Below are 18,323 nucleotides of genomic sequence, written 5' to 3'. Positions count from 1 at the left end.
GGGTGCTGGAACTGACCGGGCCCTGTGCCGGTCGTTCCCCACTTGGTCAGGAATGCGCCGGACGGGGTGAACTGCTGGACGCGGTCATTGTAGGTGTCCGCCACATAGAGGGAGCCATCGGCGTCGACGGCGATGCCGGTTGGGCCGTTGAACTGTCCGTCGGCGGCGCCGAGTTCGCCCCAGCTCGCCATGAAGGCGCCGGTTGGCGAGAACACCTGCACGTTGTGGCGGCCGCCGTCGGTCACGTAAACGTGCGTCGCGTCGGTCGCGATACCCTGCGGGACCTGGAATTCGCCGTCGTTGTAGCCGGACACTCCCCACGACAACACGTAGTCACCGGCGGGCGTGAACTTCTGAATGCGCGCGTTGAAGCGGTCGGCCACATAGACGAAGCCGAGTTGATCCACCGCCACGCCGCGCGGGTAGCGGAACTGGCCGGGTCCGGTGCCCTGCGTTCCAAAGGTGAGGACGGCGCCGGTCGGGAGGTAGTGCGCGACGCGCTGGTTCACGGCATCGGCCACGTAGATGTCGCCGCTCGCAGCGATCCCGATCCCTTCCGGATTGTTGAACTGGTCGTCTCCGGCCCCGTAGCTCCCCCGCACCAGCAACAGCGCGCCCGTCGAATTGAACGACTGAATGCGCGAGTTGCCGGCGTCGCTCACGTACACATTGCCGGCCTGATCCGTGGCGGCGAGATAGGGAAATTGGAACTGCCCAGGGGCAGATCCGTGACCGCCGATGGTCAACCTGAAGGTCGGCGGGGACTGGGCGCGCGCGGGAATCGCGGCGCACGCTAGCAGCGTGACGGCCAGCAACAGGCGGAAGGCCTGGCGAAGTGAGGGTCGGGCGGTCATGGGGCCCCAATTGTCCGCCCCGCGAACCGGGTGGTTAGGAGGCGATCCGGCGAAAATCACGCCGCGGATTCGAGCAACACCTTCGGGTTCTTGTGAGCGATGTTCAGAAGCGTTCGCGCGGGACCCGAAGGCGCGCGGCGCCCCTGCTCCCACTCTTGGAGAGTCCTGACAGACACCCCAAGCAGTCGCGCAAACTCGGCCTGAGAGAGGCCCGTCCGCTTTCGAATGTCTGCGATAGGCGGGAGCGTCATCACCCGGCCCATGGTGCCACGCTTGAGCTGACGAAGTCCGAGCAGGATTTCCTGACCGACGTTGCGGGGGCGCTTAGGCATTTTCGATCTCCTTGCGAATCCGGCGTAGCAGGTGCGCGGGAATGTTCTCCGCGATGTTCTTCGCGTAGATCGTCAGCATCCAGATGACACTCGGCTCATGGCGAACAAAGTAGATCACGCGCGCGCCTCCGCGCTTTCCGCGTCCACGTGTCCCCCATCGGACCTTCCTGACGCCACCCGAGCCTGGGATCACGTTCCCGAGATCCGGATTCTCGGAGAGGGCCTGCTGAAGCGCTGCGTACTCCTCGTCGGTGAAGTAATCACCGACCAGCTTCGTGAAGATGGGGGCTTCAACGAAGGTGAACACAGAAACGAGACTACGTCATTGACGTATAGCCGTCAAGTCCCGAGACTGAGTGAGCCGCTTGTATCGATAGATTCGCGCGGCGAGTGCGGCGAACGCCGCACCCGCCCCAAAGCAGCCGCCCGCGCTTACTAGTTCGAGGGCTTGACCGCGAACGCCGCCGAAGCGCGCGTCGTGTCCCAGTCGAGATTGAGCGTGCCGCCCTGGGCGCTCGGCTCCACGCTGATGGTGAACTTCTCGACCACCTGCGGCAGGGAGCTCACCGTCATCGGGATCTTGTACAGATCCTTCTCGGGCTTGTGCTGGGTGCCCCATTGGCCGGTCTCGCTGTTCACGATCAGCGTCCAGCCATTCGCGGTCGGCAGCGTCCACAACGTGTAGAACCCGGCCGGCACGGTCACGCTTCCGAATACCAGGTCCTTGTCGGTCTTGAACTGGGTCGCGGCGTTGGCCCCGGTGCGCCACACCTCGCCGTAGGGAACCAGCGTGCCGCCGAATACAGCGCGGCCGCGCTTCGACGGCCGGCTGTAGTCCACCCACAGGTTGGCGCCGCCGGCCATGACCTTCACCGAATCGCGCGGCGACAGCGCGCCCATGTTGCCGCCCGCGGTCTCGCGCGCCGCGAAGTTCGCGGCCATCGCGTCGATGTCGAGCTTCTGGAGCCGCTGCACGCCGAACTTGGCGGTGCCCGAGATCGGCAGCACGCCCATCACGTGGCCGCTCTTGTCGACCGCGACGTGGAACACGTCATTGTGGGTGTTGCTGAGCACCACCGAGTCGCGCCCGAGCTTCTTCAAGCTCAGCCAATCGGTATTGCCGGCGCCCAGGAAGTAGACCGCCGTGCCGAGCGTGTCCTTCTTCCCCGAAGTGAGCCTCATGATCTGCGATTCGTAGACGCTCCACGGGCTCGACAGCGCCACCACCGACATTCCCGGCGCGGTCTTGACGCTCACGTTCTGGGCCGGCCCGGTGGCGTTCTTCACCTGCATGCGCAGCGAATCGGCCCCAATCGTCGCCTCGATGCTCTGCACCGGCGTCGAGCCGACCGGCGGCAGCACGGTGAGCGAAAACTTGGTGACCTCGCCCTTCGTGTACTCGTAGACGAAGTGGCGGCGCAGCACCCGCGGCGAGCGGCCGACCTGATCCACCTCGAGCTTCGACGCCGAACGCGCGTAGCGCTCGACGCTGGTGGTGTCGTCGCCCAGCTTCATCATGAAATTGCCCGAGTCGTCGGCGGCGGCCGGCCGCACGCGGGCGAGCGGAACGAGAGCGAGGCTCAGGATCAAAGGGGCAAGGGTCACACGCAGCTTCATGAGGGGGCTCCGGGTAAGGAGGTTCCAATGCTCAAGCGGCAGGGGTACGCCGGGAGACTAGCGGTTCCTCGACGGGTTTGCCCGTGGCGGGGGACGGGTCGAATCGCCGCGATTTTCGGCCCCGGCGCGCAACTCGGCTCGAAAACGCCATCCTGCTACAATCCCCAGCCCTTGCGCGCGAGCGACTTCGGCCGGCCCGCTACAGGGACAAGATTCGACCGGGGCGTTGGGAGGATTCATGAACGAGAACGATGACCGTCAGTCCGAGCCGCCACCCCCTTCGCAGGGTCCGGCGCCCGGGGCGTGGCTGCCGCCGCGTCTCCGGCAACGCCTCGAGGATGCCGAGGCCGAGCCGATCAAGACCTCGGCGACCGGAACGATTCTCGGGTGGGCCGTACTGCTGGCGATCATCGGGGCGGTGGTGGGCGGCATCATGCTGATCCACCACGGCGAGGTGGTGAAGGCCAAGGCCGCTGCCGCCAGGGCCGAACAAGAACGCCTCGCGGCGGTCGCCGACTCGATCGCCGGCGTTCGCCGGGCAGACAGCCTGCGCGCCGTCGCGGTCGCCGATTCGATCAAGGCGTTCGAGGCGCTGCCGCGGTGGAAGCAGGAAGTCATCCTCGCCAAGCTCCATCCGCCGTCGGACTCGACCACTGCCGTGACCGACGCGGAGGGCCACTACACGCTCGACGTTGGCTCGTTCCTGTTCGAGGATCCGGCCAAGGCGCTGGTGGAGTCCGCCAAGACGAAGACCAAGCTCACGCTGCGCGTGGTCCCGATCGAGGACGAAGGCAACACCACGTACCACGTCTATGCCGGCAACTTCACCCACAAGGCCGAGGCCTCGTTCACGGCCAACCAGCTCCTCCAGAAGGGGATCGTGCCCCAGGCCGATGTGATCACGCTGGCGGACACGACCGGGACCAAGAAGAAGTAGACCGGGCCGCCCCGCCCGGGGCGGCCGAAACACCCTCCGCGGCCACCCCGCCGGCCACCCAATAGCCGGGTCGCGGCCCGCATTTGGCCGGGTGGCACCCGAAGCGGCAACCCCCCATTCCCAAGTGCTTGGGCCGCACCTGCCGCCCTCGGCTCCCGGCCGGTCCGCCTCTTGCAGAGCAACCGCCCCGCGAAAACATCACCGGGGCGTTCGCCAGGCGAATCCCCCACCCCGATACGCGGCTGAACCACCGGTCCCCCCTGGGGCCGAGCGCTCGGCGCGTCCCAAGGAGTGAACGATGCTCAAGAACCTGCTCGGGAACGGATCGCGAGACCGCGAAGCGGCCGAAGAGCTGCGCACCATCCTCGCCGAGATCCAGAAGGAGCGCGGCCACAACGAAGCCATGGTCGAGAAGGTCAAGGCCGCGATCGAGCGCATGCAGGACATCGGCGAGCCGATCACGCAGGCGAGCGAATCGCTCGACTCCCTCGACGAGCGCCTCAAGGCCATGGAGAAGCGCTTCGAGGGAATGGTCAAGCTCTCGGAACTGTTCCAGTCGCTCGACGAGCGCGCCGAGGGCCTGGCCAAGAGCCAGCAGTGGGCGGAGGCGCGCGTGGTCGAAGTGCTCGAGAACTCGACCCAGATGCGCGCCACGCTCGAAGACCTCGCCGGCAAGACCGACCTGGCCGTCGGACTCAAGGATCAGCTGGTCCAGTTTCTCGAGGTCGAGAAGCCGTTCAATCAGCTGAAGGGCGAAGCCGACACGCTGCGCGGCCAGATGGAAGCCACCACCGAACACGTCAATCGCCTGCGCGAGCAGCACGATCGCATGCTGGACGCCCATAAGCTCGCGCTCTCCAAGATGGAGGCGCTCGATCGCCGTCGCGACGATCTCGGCCGCTCGATGTCCGACAAGGAGCGCCGCGTGGCCGGCGTCGAGGCTGCGGTGCGCGGGCTCGACGGCGTCCAGCACAGCATCGAGGACGTGCGCCGCGAGCTCGGCACGCTCAAGGCGCTCGCCGATCTGGTGGCGGCCAAGACCGCCACGCTCGAGGCGCAGCGCGACACCATCGATCGGGCGCTGGCTCAGTCCGAGAGCCTCGATCGCGCCATGCGGCAGCTCGACACGCGCGTCAAGCAGCAGCAGGACAACGAAAAGGCGCTGGCCGCGATGCAGGAGCAGATCGCCGGCGTGCGCTCGCTCCACGAGACGGTGGTGGATCGCTCCCGGGCGGTGTCGCAACTCCAGCACGAGATCGACGAGAAGGCCGAGGCCACGCGCCAGGAGCTGGCCTCGGTGGCCGACGAGACGCGCAAGACCATCGAGCGGTTCGATTTCGAGCGGCGCGGGCTCGAATCGGTGACGCAGCGCGTCGCCGATCTGCGCATCGCGCTCTCCGATTGCGAGACGCGCTTCAAGGGGCTCAGCGCCTCGACCCAGACGGTCGGCGAGCTCAAGTCCCAGACCGAGGCGCTCACCTCGCATCTGCAGTCCCTGTCTGCGGAGGCGGCCGGCATCCACGACGACATGGCGCGCGTCCACGCGCTGCGCCGCGACCTCGATCAGACCACGCGCTCGGCCACCGAGATCGGTGCGCAAATGGCCAAGCTCGGCGAGGCGCGGCCGGCGATCGACGGCGCGATCCACGACCTCCAGCAGCTCTCGGGCACGCACGCGCTCCTCAACGACGCGCTCGAGCAGACCCGCGTCGCTCATTCCGAGATGACCCGCGTCCGCGAGGGTCAGGCCGAGACCCACGACTGGCTCACCTCCGCGACCCGCTCGATCGCCGAGCTCAAGGAACAGGTGGCCGCGATGCAGGCGCTCGCTCCCACCGTCGAGTTCGTGCAGAAGCAGACGCAGCGGATCGGCGACTCGATGGCGTCGATCGAGTCGCGGCGGCAGTTCGTCGAGGACCTGCAGCGCCGCCTCACCGATCTCGAAACGTTGAGCGGCCAGCTCGACGAGCAGGGACGCCAGCTCCTTTCACGGATGCAGGCCGCCGAGCAGCGCTTTGCCGGGCTCTCGGCCCAGGCCGACGAGGCCGAGAAGATGACCATGGCGATCAGCGGCATCTCGTCGAGTCTCGGGGAGGCGAAGTCTGAAGCCGACAAGATCCACAAGGCCGTCGATTCGATCGAGGCGCGCTGCGCGTCGGTCGAGGAACTGGCCGGCAAGACCCGGGCCCTGCGCCAGGAGATCGAGCAGCGGCACGGCGCAGTCCACAAGGCCACCAAGGATCTGCAGCGCGCCTCGGCGCTCCGGGAAGAGGCGGCGCAGTCGGCGCAGCAGCTCGGCGATCTGTCGCAGCAGCTGGCGGCGGCGCTCGACCAGGCCGAGCAGCGCTCGAACGAGCTGACCGCGGTGTCGTCGCAGCTCGAGGGGAGCGCCGCCGCGCTGGGTCAGGTCGAGAAGCGCATCGACGAATTCGAAAAGCGCATCGCCAGGTGGAACAAGGTCGACGAGTCGATCGAGCAGTCGCTGGCCGAGATCGTCTCGCGCCAGGACACGGTGGCGGCGATCAAGACCGATCTGGACCGCATGTTCACCATGGCCGAGCAGACTTCGGCCGGCGTGCGCGAGATCGCCTCGACCCACGGCGAGATCGAGAAGAGCCGCGAGACGATTCGCGACGTGGTGGCGCGGCTCAAGGAAGCTCGCGAGCTGGCCGGCTCGCTCGACGAGCGCAAGCGGCAGATGGCCAAGGCCGAGGAGCGGTTGTCTCGCGCCGAAGGCCTGCTGGCCGACATCAATTCGAGCCTCGAGGCGCTGCAGAAGCAGAAGTCGATCGTGGATCAGGCGGTCGAGAAAGCCGGCTCGCTCCAGTTCCTGCTCAAGCAGGCCGAGGCCGCGATCGACGGACTACGCGACGAGCGCAAGATGACCGGCGAGATGCGCGCGGCCGTGCGCTCGGTGCGCGACCAGAACGACGAAGAAGACGATCGCCCGGCGAAGAAGGCGGCGTAACGCCGCCTTCTTCAGCTCGGATCGAGCGCGTGCTCGGCGACGAACCACACCTGGAACTCGTTGGTGCGGATCACGTCGCTCACGATCATATCGTTGGTGCCGTCGTCGCCGCGCTCGGTGGCTTCGCGCGCCATGGTGCGCGCCTCCTCGAGTACCACCTCGTGCGCATGGAGCAGCCGCGCGATCTGCGCCGGCACCGACTCACGACCCTTCGGCGCGCGCGGAATAATCGTGGTCTCGGCCACGTCGGGGGCCATGGCGATGCTCACCCCGCCCAGCTGCTGAATGCGCTCGGCGATGGTGTCCACCAGCTCGGCCTGCGCCTCGTAATGCTTGTCGAACAACAGGTGCAGTGAATAGAAGGTCGGCCCGACCACCTGCCAGTGGTGCTTCTTGTAGAGGTCGCGCAGCGTCATGGTGTCGGCCAGCAGCTGAGTCAGGCTCTCGACGCTGTCCTTGCACACCGCGTCCGACAGCGCGATCGGCAGCTTCACCAGCTGCTTGAAACCCTGGATCTCCCGCGAGCCATTGCGCCGCGGGCTCTTGGTCTTCTGCGTGATCGAGTCGGGTTGGAGGATCTTGGGCATGACGTTCCTTTCTGAGTCGGTTGGGGCGTCACTCGAGGCCGAGCGGGCTCGCGGTCTTCCTCACCCACTTCGGCGCGGAATCGATCTTCAGGCGCAGCATCCAGTTGAGCTGCGCCGTGTGATGCTGAACGTGACGCATGTTGTAGATCAGCAGCTCGAGGAACGGCAGGTCGGCGTTGGGGACGACGACGCGCTCGCGCGCCCGCGCCTCGGTGAGCCCGCGGATCACCTCGCGCAGCTTGTTGCGGTCGTGCGCGAGGTAGGTCTTCAACTCGTGCTTCGTGTACACGCGATCGGGATAGGCTCCAGCCGGATCCAGCTCGTCCAGCGCGAAGGGCGCGGGCGGGGCGAAATGCTTCGAGTTTCCCGAGAGATCGATATCGAGCCAGAACAGTGTGTGGAAGACGATGTACCAGAACTGAAACTGCGGATGGCGGGACTGGTCGCCCCACAGCTCGTCCGGGCACGCGTCCACCGCGTTCTCGAGCATGTCGATCGCCGCGCCTAACTGCTCCCACAGCATTTCCCTCACGAACGGGTCGAACCCGGTCTTCTTTGCCGCCATGGCGGTCACTTCGTTCATGGGAAACCTCCGTGCCGAGGTCCCGAGCGTAGTCCGGCGGGCGAGCCGGGCCAAGCGCGATTCCATCGCGCCCGGCCTTGCCGAAATGGGGCGCTTTCGCGCTCGAACCCGGGCGGCCGCCCTGCTAGCGTGCGGTCGCCGTTCGTGACAGGCGCGACGCCTCGATTCGCCGGAGCCCTGATGCCCGAATCCGAAGCCCAACGAGCCGAACCCTCGCCGGGGCCGAAGTACGTCGGCGTCGTCTACTTCCACGGGATGGGCTCGCAGCGGCACTACGAAGAGATGTGCATGCTGGTGGACCGCCTGGATCACGCGGCCTGGGAGCTGGGCCGCGGGGGTGGCCCACCCTTCGGTGGCATTCGACTCCACGATCGCTCGGCCGAGGTCGAGCTGCCGCGCGGGACGCGCGTTCCGCAACCGGGTCACGACGTGGTCTACGTCCGGGTCGCCGCCGACGATCCGCGCCGCTCGCTGCCCACCCGCAATCTGCGCTTCTTCGAAGCCTACTGGGCGCCCGACACCGTGAATGGGACCACCGCGCTTTCGGTGGTCCTCTGGCTCGTTCGGCAGCTCAGGAAGCCGGTCTGGCTCCTGATCGGGCGCTGGCGCGAATTTCGCAGACTGCGCCGCGCCGCATTGGTCCGATTGTTTCAGCAGCGCCGCGATCGAGGCCGCGAAGACGTGGCGGCACTGCGCGTTCGCACCGCCCGGCTGCTGGAACTCTACGAGGCGTTCCAGTCGGCCGGAAATCGCGATCGTTACCCGCAGGGCTCGTTCGGCCAGTTCCTCGATCTCGTCCGGCGCGAGCAGCACTCGGCTCCCGCCGACGCCGGCGCGCTGGCGCGACTCGCGCGCGAGTGGCGGCGCCATCATCTGCTGCGCGAGGCCGCCCACCTGCTCGGGATTCTCGCCGCGCTGCTCGGCGGCGCGCTCGCCGCGGGATTCCTTCTGCTGCTCGCCTGGTGGCTGGTGCTTGCCGGGCAGTTCGCCTGGGCCCATCTGTCCGGCCGCCAGGCGTTCCCATGGCATGAGGTCGCCTGGTCGCGTGTCGCGTCGGCGTTTCCGATCCTGCTTTCGGTGCTCGGCGTCAACCAATTCCTCACCGACTTCGTCGGCGACGTGCAGCAGTACACGAGCTACGAAGAGACCGACAAGCTCTACGCGCGCCGCAAGAAGGTGCTGACCGACGCGACCGCCCAGCTCCTGCAGGTGCTCGACGACCCGGACTGCGAGCGCGTGGTGATCGTCGCGCACAGTCTGGGCTCGGCGGTGGCCGTGGACACGCTGCTCGAGCTGGCGCGCAGCAATCGGGCGAGCGGCGCACGGGATCCGCTCGAGGGTCCGATTCCGCTCGAGAAGATCGAGCATCTGGTCACCTACGGCTCGCCGGTCGACAAGATCAACTATTTCTTCTACGTGGCTCAGTCCAGCTCCGGCACCTACGAGGAGCTGGCCGAGGGGCTGCGCGGCGACATCGGCACGCCGCCGTTTTCCACCGCCGACCACCGGCCGCACGTTCACTGGATCAACTTCTGGGACAAGGGCGACCTCATCAGCGGTCCGACCGAGACCGTGGGAAGCAGCCGGCTCACGAATCAAGAAGTGGACAACGTGCGGGTGGCGAACTACGTGCTCCCCGACCTCGCCGGCTCGCACGGCGCCTACCCGGATCGGCGCGACGTACTCAGGGTGCTGCTCGAAGTGATCCTGCTTCGCGCGCACAGCTACGCCGCTCCCGGAAGCGCAACTCCGGCCGGCGCTCCGGCGCCCACCACGCGTCTCGGGCCCGGGGCGGCCTCGTGGCCCCAGACCCTGGTGTTCTGGGCCTGCGTCGTGCTCCTGCCGGTGTGGATCCTGCTCGCCGCCTGGGAGCGCTGGCTCCGGCCGCCGACCCATCATGTGTTCCTGGGCCTCGCGGTGCTCGCGCTGTTCGCGCACGCCGCGGGCTTCGTCGCCCACAAGCTGATGCGACGAAGCCGGCGGATCGAGGTGGATCGCGTGGCGGGAGCGGCGCGCTGACGATCGGAGCTACCTCAGCCAGACCATCCGCTTCGTGAGCGAGCGCCCTTCGGCCTCGAGCCTCAGGAAATAGGTCCCCGACCCGACGCGCGCGCCGGCATCGTCGGTGCCGTTCCACGAGCGCACATGAGCGCCCGCCGCGGCCACTCCATTCTCCAGCGTCTTCACGCGCCGGCCGTCGACGCCGAAGATCTCGAGCTTCACCGGGCCGCCGCGCGAGAGCGAGAACGAGATGTCGGCAAGCGTCGCGGCCGGATTGGGAGTGGCGCCGGCGAAGGATAGCTCGGCGCGGGATGCGCCCACTCCCGCCGCGCCCGGGAGCACGTTCACCGTGACGAACCCGATGGCGTAAATCACGTGCGGATAGAGGGACGAGCAGAAATCGACCTGGTAGCTGACGGGGCCGGGGGCCGCGGTGTCGGGCACGGTGCAGAAGAACTCGAGCGGCTGGGTGGCGCCGGGGTCGAGCGGCTGGTTCTCTTCGGTGAGCGGCCAGCCGCGATACGAGGCCTGGCCGCGCAGCAACACGTTCCATCCGAACAGATCGTTCTCGTTCTGCACGTTGAAGTGGACTCGGAACCGCTCGCCGGCGTGAAGGGATACCGACAAATAGTCCTGGGACAGCAGGTCGAGATCATCCCGGATCAACCGCGAGTAGAGGTCGGCGTCGCCGTTTCGCCCGTCGGTCCAGACGTAATACATCTCCTTGCCGTTCTGGAAGGCGTCCTGCCAGGGCCCTGCCAGCGCGCTCGTGTTGACGAGCGACGCCACCTGCGACCAGTCGGAATTCGCCGAAGTCAGCGGCACCGGCGTCTCCCAGGTTGCTCCACCATCGGGCGAGCGCGCCAGCATGTAGCGTGAGATCTCCTTTGCCGGCTGCGCCGTCCAGTCGTACCAGCCCGCGTAGAGATAGCCGTCGTTGGGGGTGAGCAGGGTGACGCCGTCCTCGTCGTAGCCGGTCGGCGCGGTGAGCGCGCTCACGTTGGTCGAGCCCCCCCACGCGCCGCCATCCGGCAATTCCCACATGAATAAGTCGCGCTGATCACGCGAGCCTCCGACTGGAGGCGCCGCCGAGAGCGTGCGCACACGGTAGCCACCGGTATTCGCGTTGGTGAAGAGTTTGGTCAACATCAGGTAGTAGGTCCCGGCCACGGGCGCCGTGAAGGCCAGGAATCCTCCTTTGTTGGAGGTCAGAATCGAAGTTCCGTCCGGCCCATGCCACTCGACCTCCACCACCGACAGGTTGGTGGCGATCGAGTCGGCGTTCATCATCACGGATTGCCCGGCGCTGAGCGAGAACGAGTAGTAGTCGGTGTCGTTGGGTGCCGTGCCGCCGAGCGTGCCGCGCAGCACCACGCCGGGCGACGACACCAGCGTCGCCTGCGCGGCGTGATTGTCCGGTTCGTGCTCGACCAGCCCCGGGCTGGTCGCCGGGTTTGGAAAGGTGACGTCGTTCGAGTTCATCTGTTCGCCCGAGGCGTAGAACAGCGAGCCGAAGTGACTGGTGAATAGGGCCTCGGAAGCCGTGGTGTGCGGCCCCACTGAACTGCTGACCCCGAACGGCGAGGACTGCGTGTCCACGGGCTCCGTCGGTCCCGCGATCGGCGCGCTCAGGGTCGTGCCATAGTCGAACGAGTTGGTCGAGTACATCTGCTCCGAAATGCCGGCCGTGTAGACACTCCAGAGAAGAGTCAGGCGGCCCGCGTAGCCGCCGATCTGGACCCGGGGCGGACCGGGCGCCTGGGTGGTGTCGTTGCCCACCGATTTCGGAGCGTCCCAGCTCGTGCCGAGGTTCGTGGAGCGCAATAGCCAGGCCGTGTAGACATAGGGCGAAGCCGGCAGCGTGTTGAGAAATCCGAGATAGACGACCCCGGCACAGGGATCGCTGGCCAGCGACAGCGCGTCGAAGAATCGCGAGGTGCTGCTCTGACTGCCGAAGGTGATGAGCACGCGCGGCGTTCCCCAGGTGAGCGTGTTCTCGTCCACCACGTGGCCGGTGACCATTCCGATTCCATAGGTGTACGGCGCCGCCGCGTTGGTTCGCACCTGACCCACCAGGATGAAGTTGCCGTCGCCGCCGGTGCACGAGGTGGAGGCGACCAGCACGTCCTCCAGCCAGTCGTAGCCGGTAGGCGCCGGCGGCGCTCCGTGCTGGACCCACGAGATCGCGAACTGGGACGCGGTCGAGACCGCCACCCGAAAGTCGCGCACGTTGCCGGCCCGCTGCTCCTGCCAGACGCAGACCTGCTGGTTGCCTTCGAGCGTGTTGACCACGGCGAGGCTCGGGCGATATTGCGCGACGCCCGGCGGGTCGAGGGTCCGATCGTTGACGATGACGTCTCCGAAGGCAGAGGAAGCCAGGATCAGCAGCAGAACCGAAAGGCAGAGCGGGCGCATCTGCTCCTCCCTCGCCGGTGAGTGAGCCACGGGGTCTCCTTCCGATGAACCCCGCAGTCGGGCTCGCGTCAGGTCGGACAGGGAGATCTTCGCACCTTCCGCCGGCCCCCTGCCCCGGCACACCCGGAAACCCACTTCCCAACCGCCCCGCTCCCGCCCTACCATTCCCCCATGACCCAAATCGACACGAACACCTCGCCCTATCTGGCCACGGCCTTCGCCAACGATCGCGCGCACGTCTTCCACTCCTGGTCGGCCCAGGGAGCCCTCAACCCGACGGTCATCGCCGGCGCCCGCGGCTCCCGCATGTGGGACGACAAGGGCAACACCTGGCTCGACTTCTCGAGCCAGCTCGTCAACGTCAACATCGGGCACCAGCACCCGAAGCTGGTGGCGGCGATCCAGGAGCAGGCGGCGCGGCTGTGCACGATCGCGCCGTTCCACGCCAACGACATGCGCAGCGAATGCGCGCGCCTGATCGCCGAGCTCGCCCCGGGCGATCTCGACATGGTGTTTTTCACCAACGGCGGCACCGAGGCCAACGAAAACGCGGTGCGGCTGGCCCGCGGCCACACCGGCCGCTACAAGATTCTTTCGGCCTATCGCAGTTACCACGGCGCGACCGGCACTTCGATCGCCTTGACCGGCGACCCGCGCCGGTGGGGCAACGAGCCGGGTGTCCCCGGGATCGTCAAGTTCTGGGGCCCTTATCCTTATCGCTCGGCGTTCCATTCGACGACGCCAGCCGAGGAGTGCGAGCGCGCGCTCCAGCACCTCGCCGAGGTGCTGATGGTGGAAGGCCCGCACACGATCGCCGCGATCGTGCTCGAGACCGTCGTCGGCACCAACGGCGTGCTGGTGCCGCCCGACGGCTATCTCGCGGGCGTGCGCGAGCTGTGCACGAAGCATGGCATCGTGATGATCGCCGACGAGGTCATGGCGGGCTTCGGCCGCTGCGGCGAGTGGTTCGCGGTCGACCGGTGGAAGGTGACGCCCGACTTGATCTGCTTCGCCAAGGGCTCCAACTCGGGCTACGTCCCGATCGGCGGCGTGATCATCAAGCGCGCGATCGCCGACACCTACAAGGATCGCGTGTTCCCGGGCGGCCTCACCTACTCGGGCCATCCGCTGGCCTGCGCCTCGGTGGTCGCCAGCATCGGCATCTTCAAGGAAGAGCGGATCGTCGAGAACGCGCGCAAGATCGGCGCCGACGTGATCGGGCCCGAGCTGCAGAAGATCGCAGCGAAGCATCCGAGCGTCGGCGAGGTGCGCGGGCTCGGCGTCTTCTGGGCGATCGAGCTGGTGAAGAACCGCAAGACGCGCGAACCGCTGGTGCCCTTCAACGCGAGCGGCGCCGACGCCAAACCGATGGGCGAAGTGATGGCGGCCTGCAAGGCGAACGGCGTGTGGCCGTTCGCGCACTTCAACCGACTTCAGGTGACCCCGCCCTGCGTGATCACCCCGGAAGAAGCCCGCGAGGGACTCGCGGGAATCGACAAGGCCTTGGAGGTCGCCGACCGCTACTCTAAAGGATAGGCCGCCGATGAGACGTCTCGCCCCGCTCCCCACCGCGGCAGTTCTGCTCCTGTTTGCGTCTCTCTCGATCGTCGCGCCGTCTTCCGCCGATCTCATCGGCTACTGGAAGTTCGACGGCTGCACCACCACCGACGCCAGCGGCCATGGCAACGATCTCGCCGCATTCAACTCGCCGGCGTGCGTGACGGGTCGCTTCGGCGATGCCTGGCAGCTCGATGGCATCTCCGGCTTTCTCGAGCGCCCATTCGATACGGATTTCGTGCCCGACTCGAGCGCGATGACGGTCACGGCGTGGGAGAAGACCGGCATGACGCTGCCACTCGCCGTACTGGTGGAATGGTATCGGTGCGGCGCGAATCCGAGCTGCAACAATGCGGATGCCGCCAACTACATCCTGGCGCTCACCAACGGCCACCCCTACTGGGATGTGCGTGACGACTCGGGCTCCGAGAACATCATCGAGGACGATCATGTCCTGCTCGGCGATGACAAGTGGCATTTCCTGGTCGGCACGTTCAATCCTCCCACCGACTCCACCAAGCTCTATGTAGACGGCGCGTTGTACGGATTCGGCACCGAAGCGATCGGCGAGCTCACCTCGGGCGGTGTGCAGATCCCGCTCGAGCTCGGCCGCCTGTTCCGCACCGGGTGGGGCTCGCCCGGCTACTACTTTCAGGGCTCGATCGACGAAGTGAGGATCTACAACCAGGAGCTGAGCGCCGCACAGGTGGCGGCGCTCTACGCGGCCAACAGCACCGCGGTGCCGCCCGGCCGGATCTCCCGGCTGTCGATCGACGACACCGGATCCAATCCGGCAAGAGGGGGCCGGCTGCGCGTGGATTTCACGCTGCCCTCGAGCGAACCCGCACGCCTCGACCTGTTCGACATCGGCGGCCGGAGAATCGCCGGCGAATCGCTCGATCGCTTCGTCGCCGGCTCGCACCAGGTCGAGTTCGGCCGCGACTCTCGCATCGTGCCCGGCATCTACGTCCTCCTGCTCACGCAGGGCGCGGAGAGCCGCACGCGGCGCGTGGCGGTGCTCAGGTGATATGGAGCGACCCTAAGTCAACGCGATAGTTGATCTCCTCGCGCCCGCCTGGCGTTGCGACCCGGGGCCTACCCTTTCGCCCTCCCCGATCGCCCCGCGGCCGAGCAGCTCGCGCAGGCGATAGTGGGTCAGGTCGAGAACGGTGGGTGGTCGGTCATGAGCCGATGCGTGTTCCCTGTCGGTCGCTGGCCATCGTCGCGACTCCCAGACGTTTGGGCTTGCCTCGAAGGCCAGAGAGAGTAGCTTTCGGATGCGCAGGGAGTGAAACGTCCCGAAGGGATTTCTCACCCGGAGACCCAGCCATGCCCGGACTCATGGATATTCTCGGTGCCGCCCTCGGCGGCAACGTGCAGCAGCAGCTCGGCCAGCAGATCGGCGCCAATCCCCAGCAGACCGGCAACGCGATTCAGGCCGCGCTCCCGATGCTGCTCGCCGGGCTCCACCAGAACGCGCAGCAGCCGGGCGGGGCCTCGGCGCTGCTCAACGCGCTCGGCAACCACGACAGCAGCATCCTCCAGAACCTCGGCGCCCAGTTGGGCGGGCAGCTCAAGGGCCAGATGGCGAACGGTCCGGGCATCCTCGGCCACGTGTTCGGCGATCAACAGGACGCGGCGCATCAGGCGGTGGCGCAGGCGAGCGGGCTGGGCACGCCCCAGGTGGCCCAGCTGATGACCGTGCTCGCCCCGGTGGTGATGGGTGCGCTCGCCCACGTGCAGCAGACGCAGGGGCTCAACGCGCAGGGACTCGCCGGCATGCTCCAGAACGAGCACGCCAACGTGTCGCAGGCGCAGCCGGGCCTGATGAGCATGGCCTCGCAGCTCCTGGGCGGCAACGCCTCCGCCGGCTCGGTGATGAAGGAGCTGGGAGGCCTGTTCGGGAAGAACTAGCCGGGACGAACTAAGCCGTGGCGGGCGCGATTCCCGCTCGGTACCATTATTGGTGGCCCGTCGCGCCGCTGGTCGCCTCGACCGGCGCGCACCCCGGCGCGCGGCGCCCCAGTTCTGGAGGCCGCCATGACGCGTCCCGCGCGTCTTCTCGCCGTGCCGTTCGCTGTCGCCGTCGTTCTGCTGCTCGCCGCCGCACCGCGCGCGTCACTGGCCTCCTGGGGCCACGACGTCGCCAACCCCACGACCGTGTGTCCCGGGCCGAACGACAACACCACCCCCGGATACTCGATGCTGGCCGACGGCGCGGGTGGATTCTACGTCGCGTTCTCCAGCGCCATCTACGGCGTCAGCTCCCAGCTCATGATCGAGCGCATCACCTCGACGGGCGCGGTGGCGGGCGGCTGGCCCGCGGGCGGCGTCGCGCTTTCGACGGCCAGCCTCAACGGCGGCCAGGCCGCGCGTCTGTTTCCCGACGGCACCGGCGGTCTCTACGCCGTCTGGCTCGACTACCGGAATTCACGCACGGACGTCTTCGCGCAGCGCCTGACCGGCGCCGGCGCCATTCAGGCCGGCTGGCCGGTGGGCGGACTCAACGTCTCGACCGACGCGGTCGAGCACTTCAACTTTTCGGCGTGCTCCGACGGCGCCACCGGCCTCTTCATCGCCTACGGCTATCAGTTCAGCCTCGTCGACCACGACCTGTACGCGACCCATCTTCTCGCCAATGGCACATTCTCCACGGCGGCGCTCAACACCAACCCTCAGATCCAGCAGGATCCAGTCATCTCGCCGGACGGCAGTGGCGGCTTCTACATGGCGTACGAGGACAACGCTGCCGGGAACTATGACATCAAGGCCGCTCGGGTGAACTCGAGCCTCGCTTTGCTCTTCAATGGAAGGATCATTACCGACGCTCCGGGCGACCAGCAGAGTCCCCAGATCGTCACCAGCGGCGCGGGCGCGTACGTCTACTACACCGATTGCCGGTTCGGCAGCTACTGCCAGGTGCTCTACGACTACGTTCAGGCCGGTGGGCAGGTTGGATACGACCTCGGTTTCAGCCTCTACAGCTCGACGGACAGCCAGGCACTCCTGTCGCTCACGCCCGACAACTCCGGTGGATACTTCGTCACCTGGCTGGACGCGCGTCCGTCGGCGCCCGGCGTCTACCTGACGCACATGATCTCGGCTTCTACACCCTACAGCGGGTGGCCCGCCGGGGGACTCAACGTCGCGGCGGGTCCGATCTATGTCTCGTGGATCGTCGGCGTCACTCCCGACGCCAACAACGGGGCGTTCATCGTCTGGAGCGGGGGGTATACGCCGTCGGGCGCTATTTTCGGCGCTCACTACGACGCCTTCGGCACCGCGAAACCGCTCACCAGCCTCAGCGGCCGGCTGCTCTACCAGAGCACCGGCGTCGGGCAAGGCATGGGTCTGACGCCGGACGCTCAGGGAGGCGCGTTCATGACGTTCTATTCCTATGCGCTCGGCCGAGGACAGATCTACGCCCAGCATCTCGACCCATACATGACGCTCGGCGATGCCAGCCCTTCGAGCGCCGGCATCAAGGACATCAAGGCCGATCAGGGCGGGCACGTGCGCGTGACCTGGAATCCGAGCTGGCTCGACAACTCGCAGGACTATGGCGTCGGCTCGTACTGGATCTGGCGCCAGGCGCCGATCACCCTGGCGCAGAAGGCGGCGCGATCGCATTCGGCCGCGCTGTTCCGGCCGGCGACCGACGCCGGCGCCAGCTACGCGTGGGAATTCCTGGCGCAGCAGCCGGCCAATCAATCGGCGCAGTACAGCTACGTGGCGCCCACCACCACCGATTCGATCACCGGCCACAATCCCTACACGGTGTTCATGGTCGAGGCGCACGCCGCGAGCGACTCGCGCGCCTACTGGCAATCGGCGCCCGACAGCGGCTACTCGGTCGACAACCTGGCGCCGGTGACGCCGGCCCCGTTCCTCGGCACCTATGCGGCCGGCAATACCACGATGAACTGGGGACCGAACGCCGAGAGCGATCTGTACGGCTATCGGCTCTATCGTGGCAGTACGCTCGGCTTCACGCCCACCCCGGGCAATCTGGTGGCGGCGCTCTCGAGCACGGCGTACTTCGATCCCGGCGTACCGCCTTCGGTCTACAAATTGACCGCGATCGACGTTCATGGCAACGAATCGCCGCCCGCGACGCTGGTGCCGCAGGGCGTCACCGCGGTCGATTTGGACCTGCCGCGCGAGCTGTCGTTCGCGCTCGCTTCGGCCAATCCCTCGCGCGGCGCGGCCAGCCTGCGGCTCGCGCTGCCGCGCGGCACGAGCGTCTCGCTCGCGATCTACGACGTGAGCGGCCGCCGCGTGCGGATGCTGGCCGACGGTGCGCTCGCGGCCGGCGTCCACACGCTGGCCTGGGATGGCCGTGACGCGGCCGGGGAGCCCGCGCCGAGCGGCGTCTACCTCGCGCGCATGAGCGCCGAGGGCCGAACCTTCGTCGCGAGGATCGTGCGGGCCAGGTAGCGGGCCGAGCGTGCGGCGCGGCGCTCCACTCGACG

General features: G+C 67.4%; 13 protein-coding genes. 7 read left to right on the top strand and 6 right to left on the bottom strand.

What is annotated here, in order from left to right; genetic code table 11:
- The 3 genes from VMJ70_02530 to VMJ70_02520 all read right to left on the bottom strand — a co-directional run.
- Positions 1 to 854 (bottom strand): hypothetical protein (locus VMJ70_02530; protein ID HTO89983.1); only part of this gene is annotated, 854 nt, incomplete at its 3' end.
- A gap of 324 nt (positions 855 to 1,178) precedes the next feature.
- Positions 1,179 to 1,493, bottom strand: a complete 315-nt coding sequence (locus VMJ70_02525; protein ID HTO89982.1) for a hypothetical protein — start codon at positions 1,491 to 1,493, stop codon at positions 1,179 to 1,181.
- 128 nt (positions 1,494 to 1,621) lie between these two features.
- Positions 1,622 to 2,803: a DUF2911 domain-containing protein gene (locus tag VMJ70_02520; GenBank protein HTO89981.1), complete on the bottom strand. Its 1,182-nt coding sequence runs from the start codon at positions 2,801 to 2,803 to the stop codon at positions 1,622 to 1,624.
- A gap of 238 nt (positions 2,804 to 3,041) precedes the next feature.
- On the opposite strand from VMJ70_02520, the gene VMJ70_02515 reads away from it, so the two are divergent.
- Positions 3,042 to 3,740 (top strand): SPOR domain-containing protein, encoded by a 699-nt coding sequence (locus VMJ70_02515; GenBank protein HTO89980.1) that lies wholly within the window; start codon positions 3,042 to 3,044, stop codon positions 3,738 to 3,740.
- Between the two features lie 298 nt (positions 3,741 to 4,038).
- Complete coding sequence (locus VMJ70_02510; protein HTO89979.1) at positions 4,039 to 6,708, top strand: hypothetical protein; 2,670 nt, start codon at positions 4,039 to 4,041, stop codon at positions 6,706 to 6,708.
- A gap of 11 nt (positions 6,709 to 6,719) precedes the next feature.
- On the opposite strand, the gene VMJ70_02505 is transcribed toward VMJ70_02510, so the two are convergent.
- Both VMJ70_02505 and VMJ70_02500 read right to left on the bottom strand, forming a co-directional pair.
- Positions 6,720 to 7,295 (bottom strand): DNA starvation/stationary phase protection protein, encoded by a 576-nt coding sequence (locus VMJ70_02505; GenBank protein HTO89978.1) that lies wholly within the window; start codon positions 7,293 to 7,295, stop codon positions 6,720 to 6,722.
- Between the two features lie 28 nt (positions 7,296 to 7,323).
- The gene (locus tag VMJ70_02500; GenBank protein ID HTO89977.1) at positions 7,324 to 7,878 is read right to left on the bottom strand and encodes a DinB family protein; all 555 of its coding nucleotides are present in this window, start codon (positions 7,876 to 7,878) and stop codon (positions 7,324 to 7,326) included.
- A gap of 180 nt (positions 7,879 to 8,058) precedes the next feature.
- On the opposite strand from VMJ70_02500, the gene VMJ70_02495 reads away from it, so the two are divergent.
- Positions 8,059 to 9,897, top strand: coding sequence for a hypothetical protein (locus VMJ70_02495; protein HTO89976.1), 1,839 nt, complete (start codon positions 8,059 to 8,061; stop codon positions 9,895 to 9,897).
- A 9-nt stretch (positions 9,898 to 9,906) separates the two neighbouring features.
- Here the strand turns inward: VMJ70_02495 and VMJ70_02490 are convergent, their stop codons facing one another.
- Positions 9,907 to 12,294 (bottom strand): FlgD immunoglobulin-like domain containing protein, encoded by a 2,388-nt coding sequence (locus VMJ70_02490; GenBank protein ID HTO89975.1) that lies wholly within the window; start codon positions 12,292 to 12,294, stop codon positions 9,907 to 9,909.
- Between the two features lie 171 nt (positions 12,295 to 12,465).
- On the opposite strand from VMJ70_02490, the gene VMJ70_02485 reads away from it, so the two are divergent.
- The 4 genes from VMJ70_02485 to VMJ70_02470 all read left to right on the top strand — a co-directional run bounded on the left by VMJ70_02485 (position 12,466) and on the right by VMJ70_02470 (position 18,288).
- Positions 12,466 to 13,830: an aspartate aminotransferase family protein gene (locus VMJ70_02485; protein HTO89974.1), complete on the top strand. Its 1,365-nt coding sequence runs from the start codon at positions 12,466 to 12,468 to the stop codon at positions 13,828 to 13,830.
- A gap of 7 nt (positions 13,831 to 13,837) precedes the next feature.
- Positions 13,838 to 14,878 (top strand): LamG-like jellyroll fold domain-containing protein, encoded by a 1,041-nt coding sequence (locus VMJ70_02480; GenBank protein HTO89973.1) that lies wholly within the window; start codon positions 13,838 to 13,840, stop codon positions 14,876 to 14,878.
- 302 nt (positions 14,879 to 15,180) lie between these two features.
- Positions 15,181 to 15,765, top strand: a complete 585-nt coding sequence (locus VMJ70_02475) for a DUF937 domain-containing protein (protein HTO89972.1) — start codon at positions 15,181 to 15,183, stop codon at positions 15,763 to 15,765.
- A 126-nt stretch (positions 15,766 to 15,891) separates the two neighbouring features.
- Positions 15,892 to 18,288: a FlgD immunoglobulin-like domain containing protein gene (locus VMJ70_02470; GenBank protein ID HTO89971.1), complete on the top strand. Its 2,397-nt coding sequence runs from the start codon at positions 15,892 to 15,894 to the stop codon at positions 18,286 to 18,288.
- Positions 18,289 to 18,323: the final 35 nt, after the last annotated feature.

This window comes from Candidatus Sulfotelmatobacter sp., assembly GCA_035498555.1.
Taxonomy (GTDB): domain Bacteria; phylum Eisenbacteria; class RBG-16-71-46; order RBG-16-71-46; family RBG-16-71-46; genus DATKAB01.
Note: the sequence above shows the minus strand (reverse complement) of the source record. Positions and strands in the feature narration are given on the sequence as shown.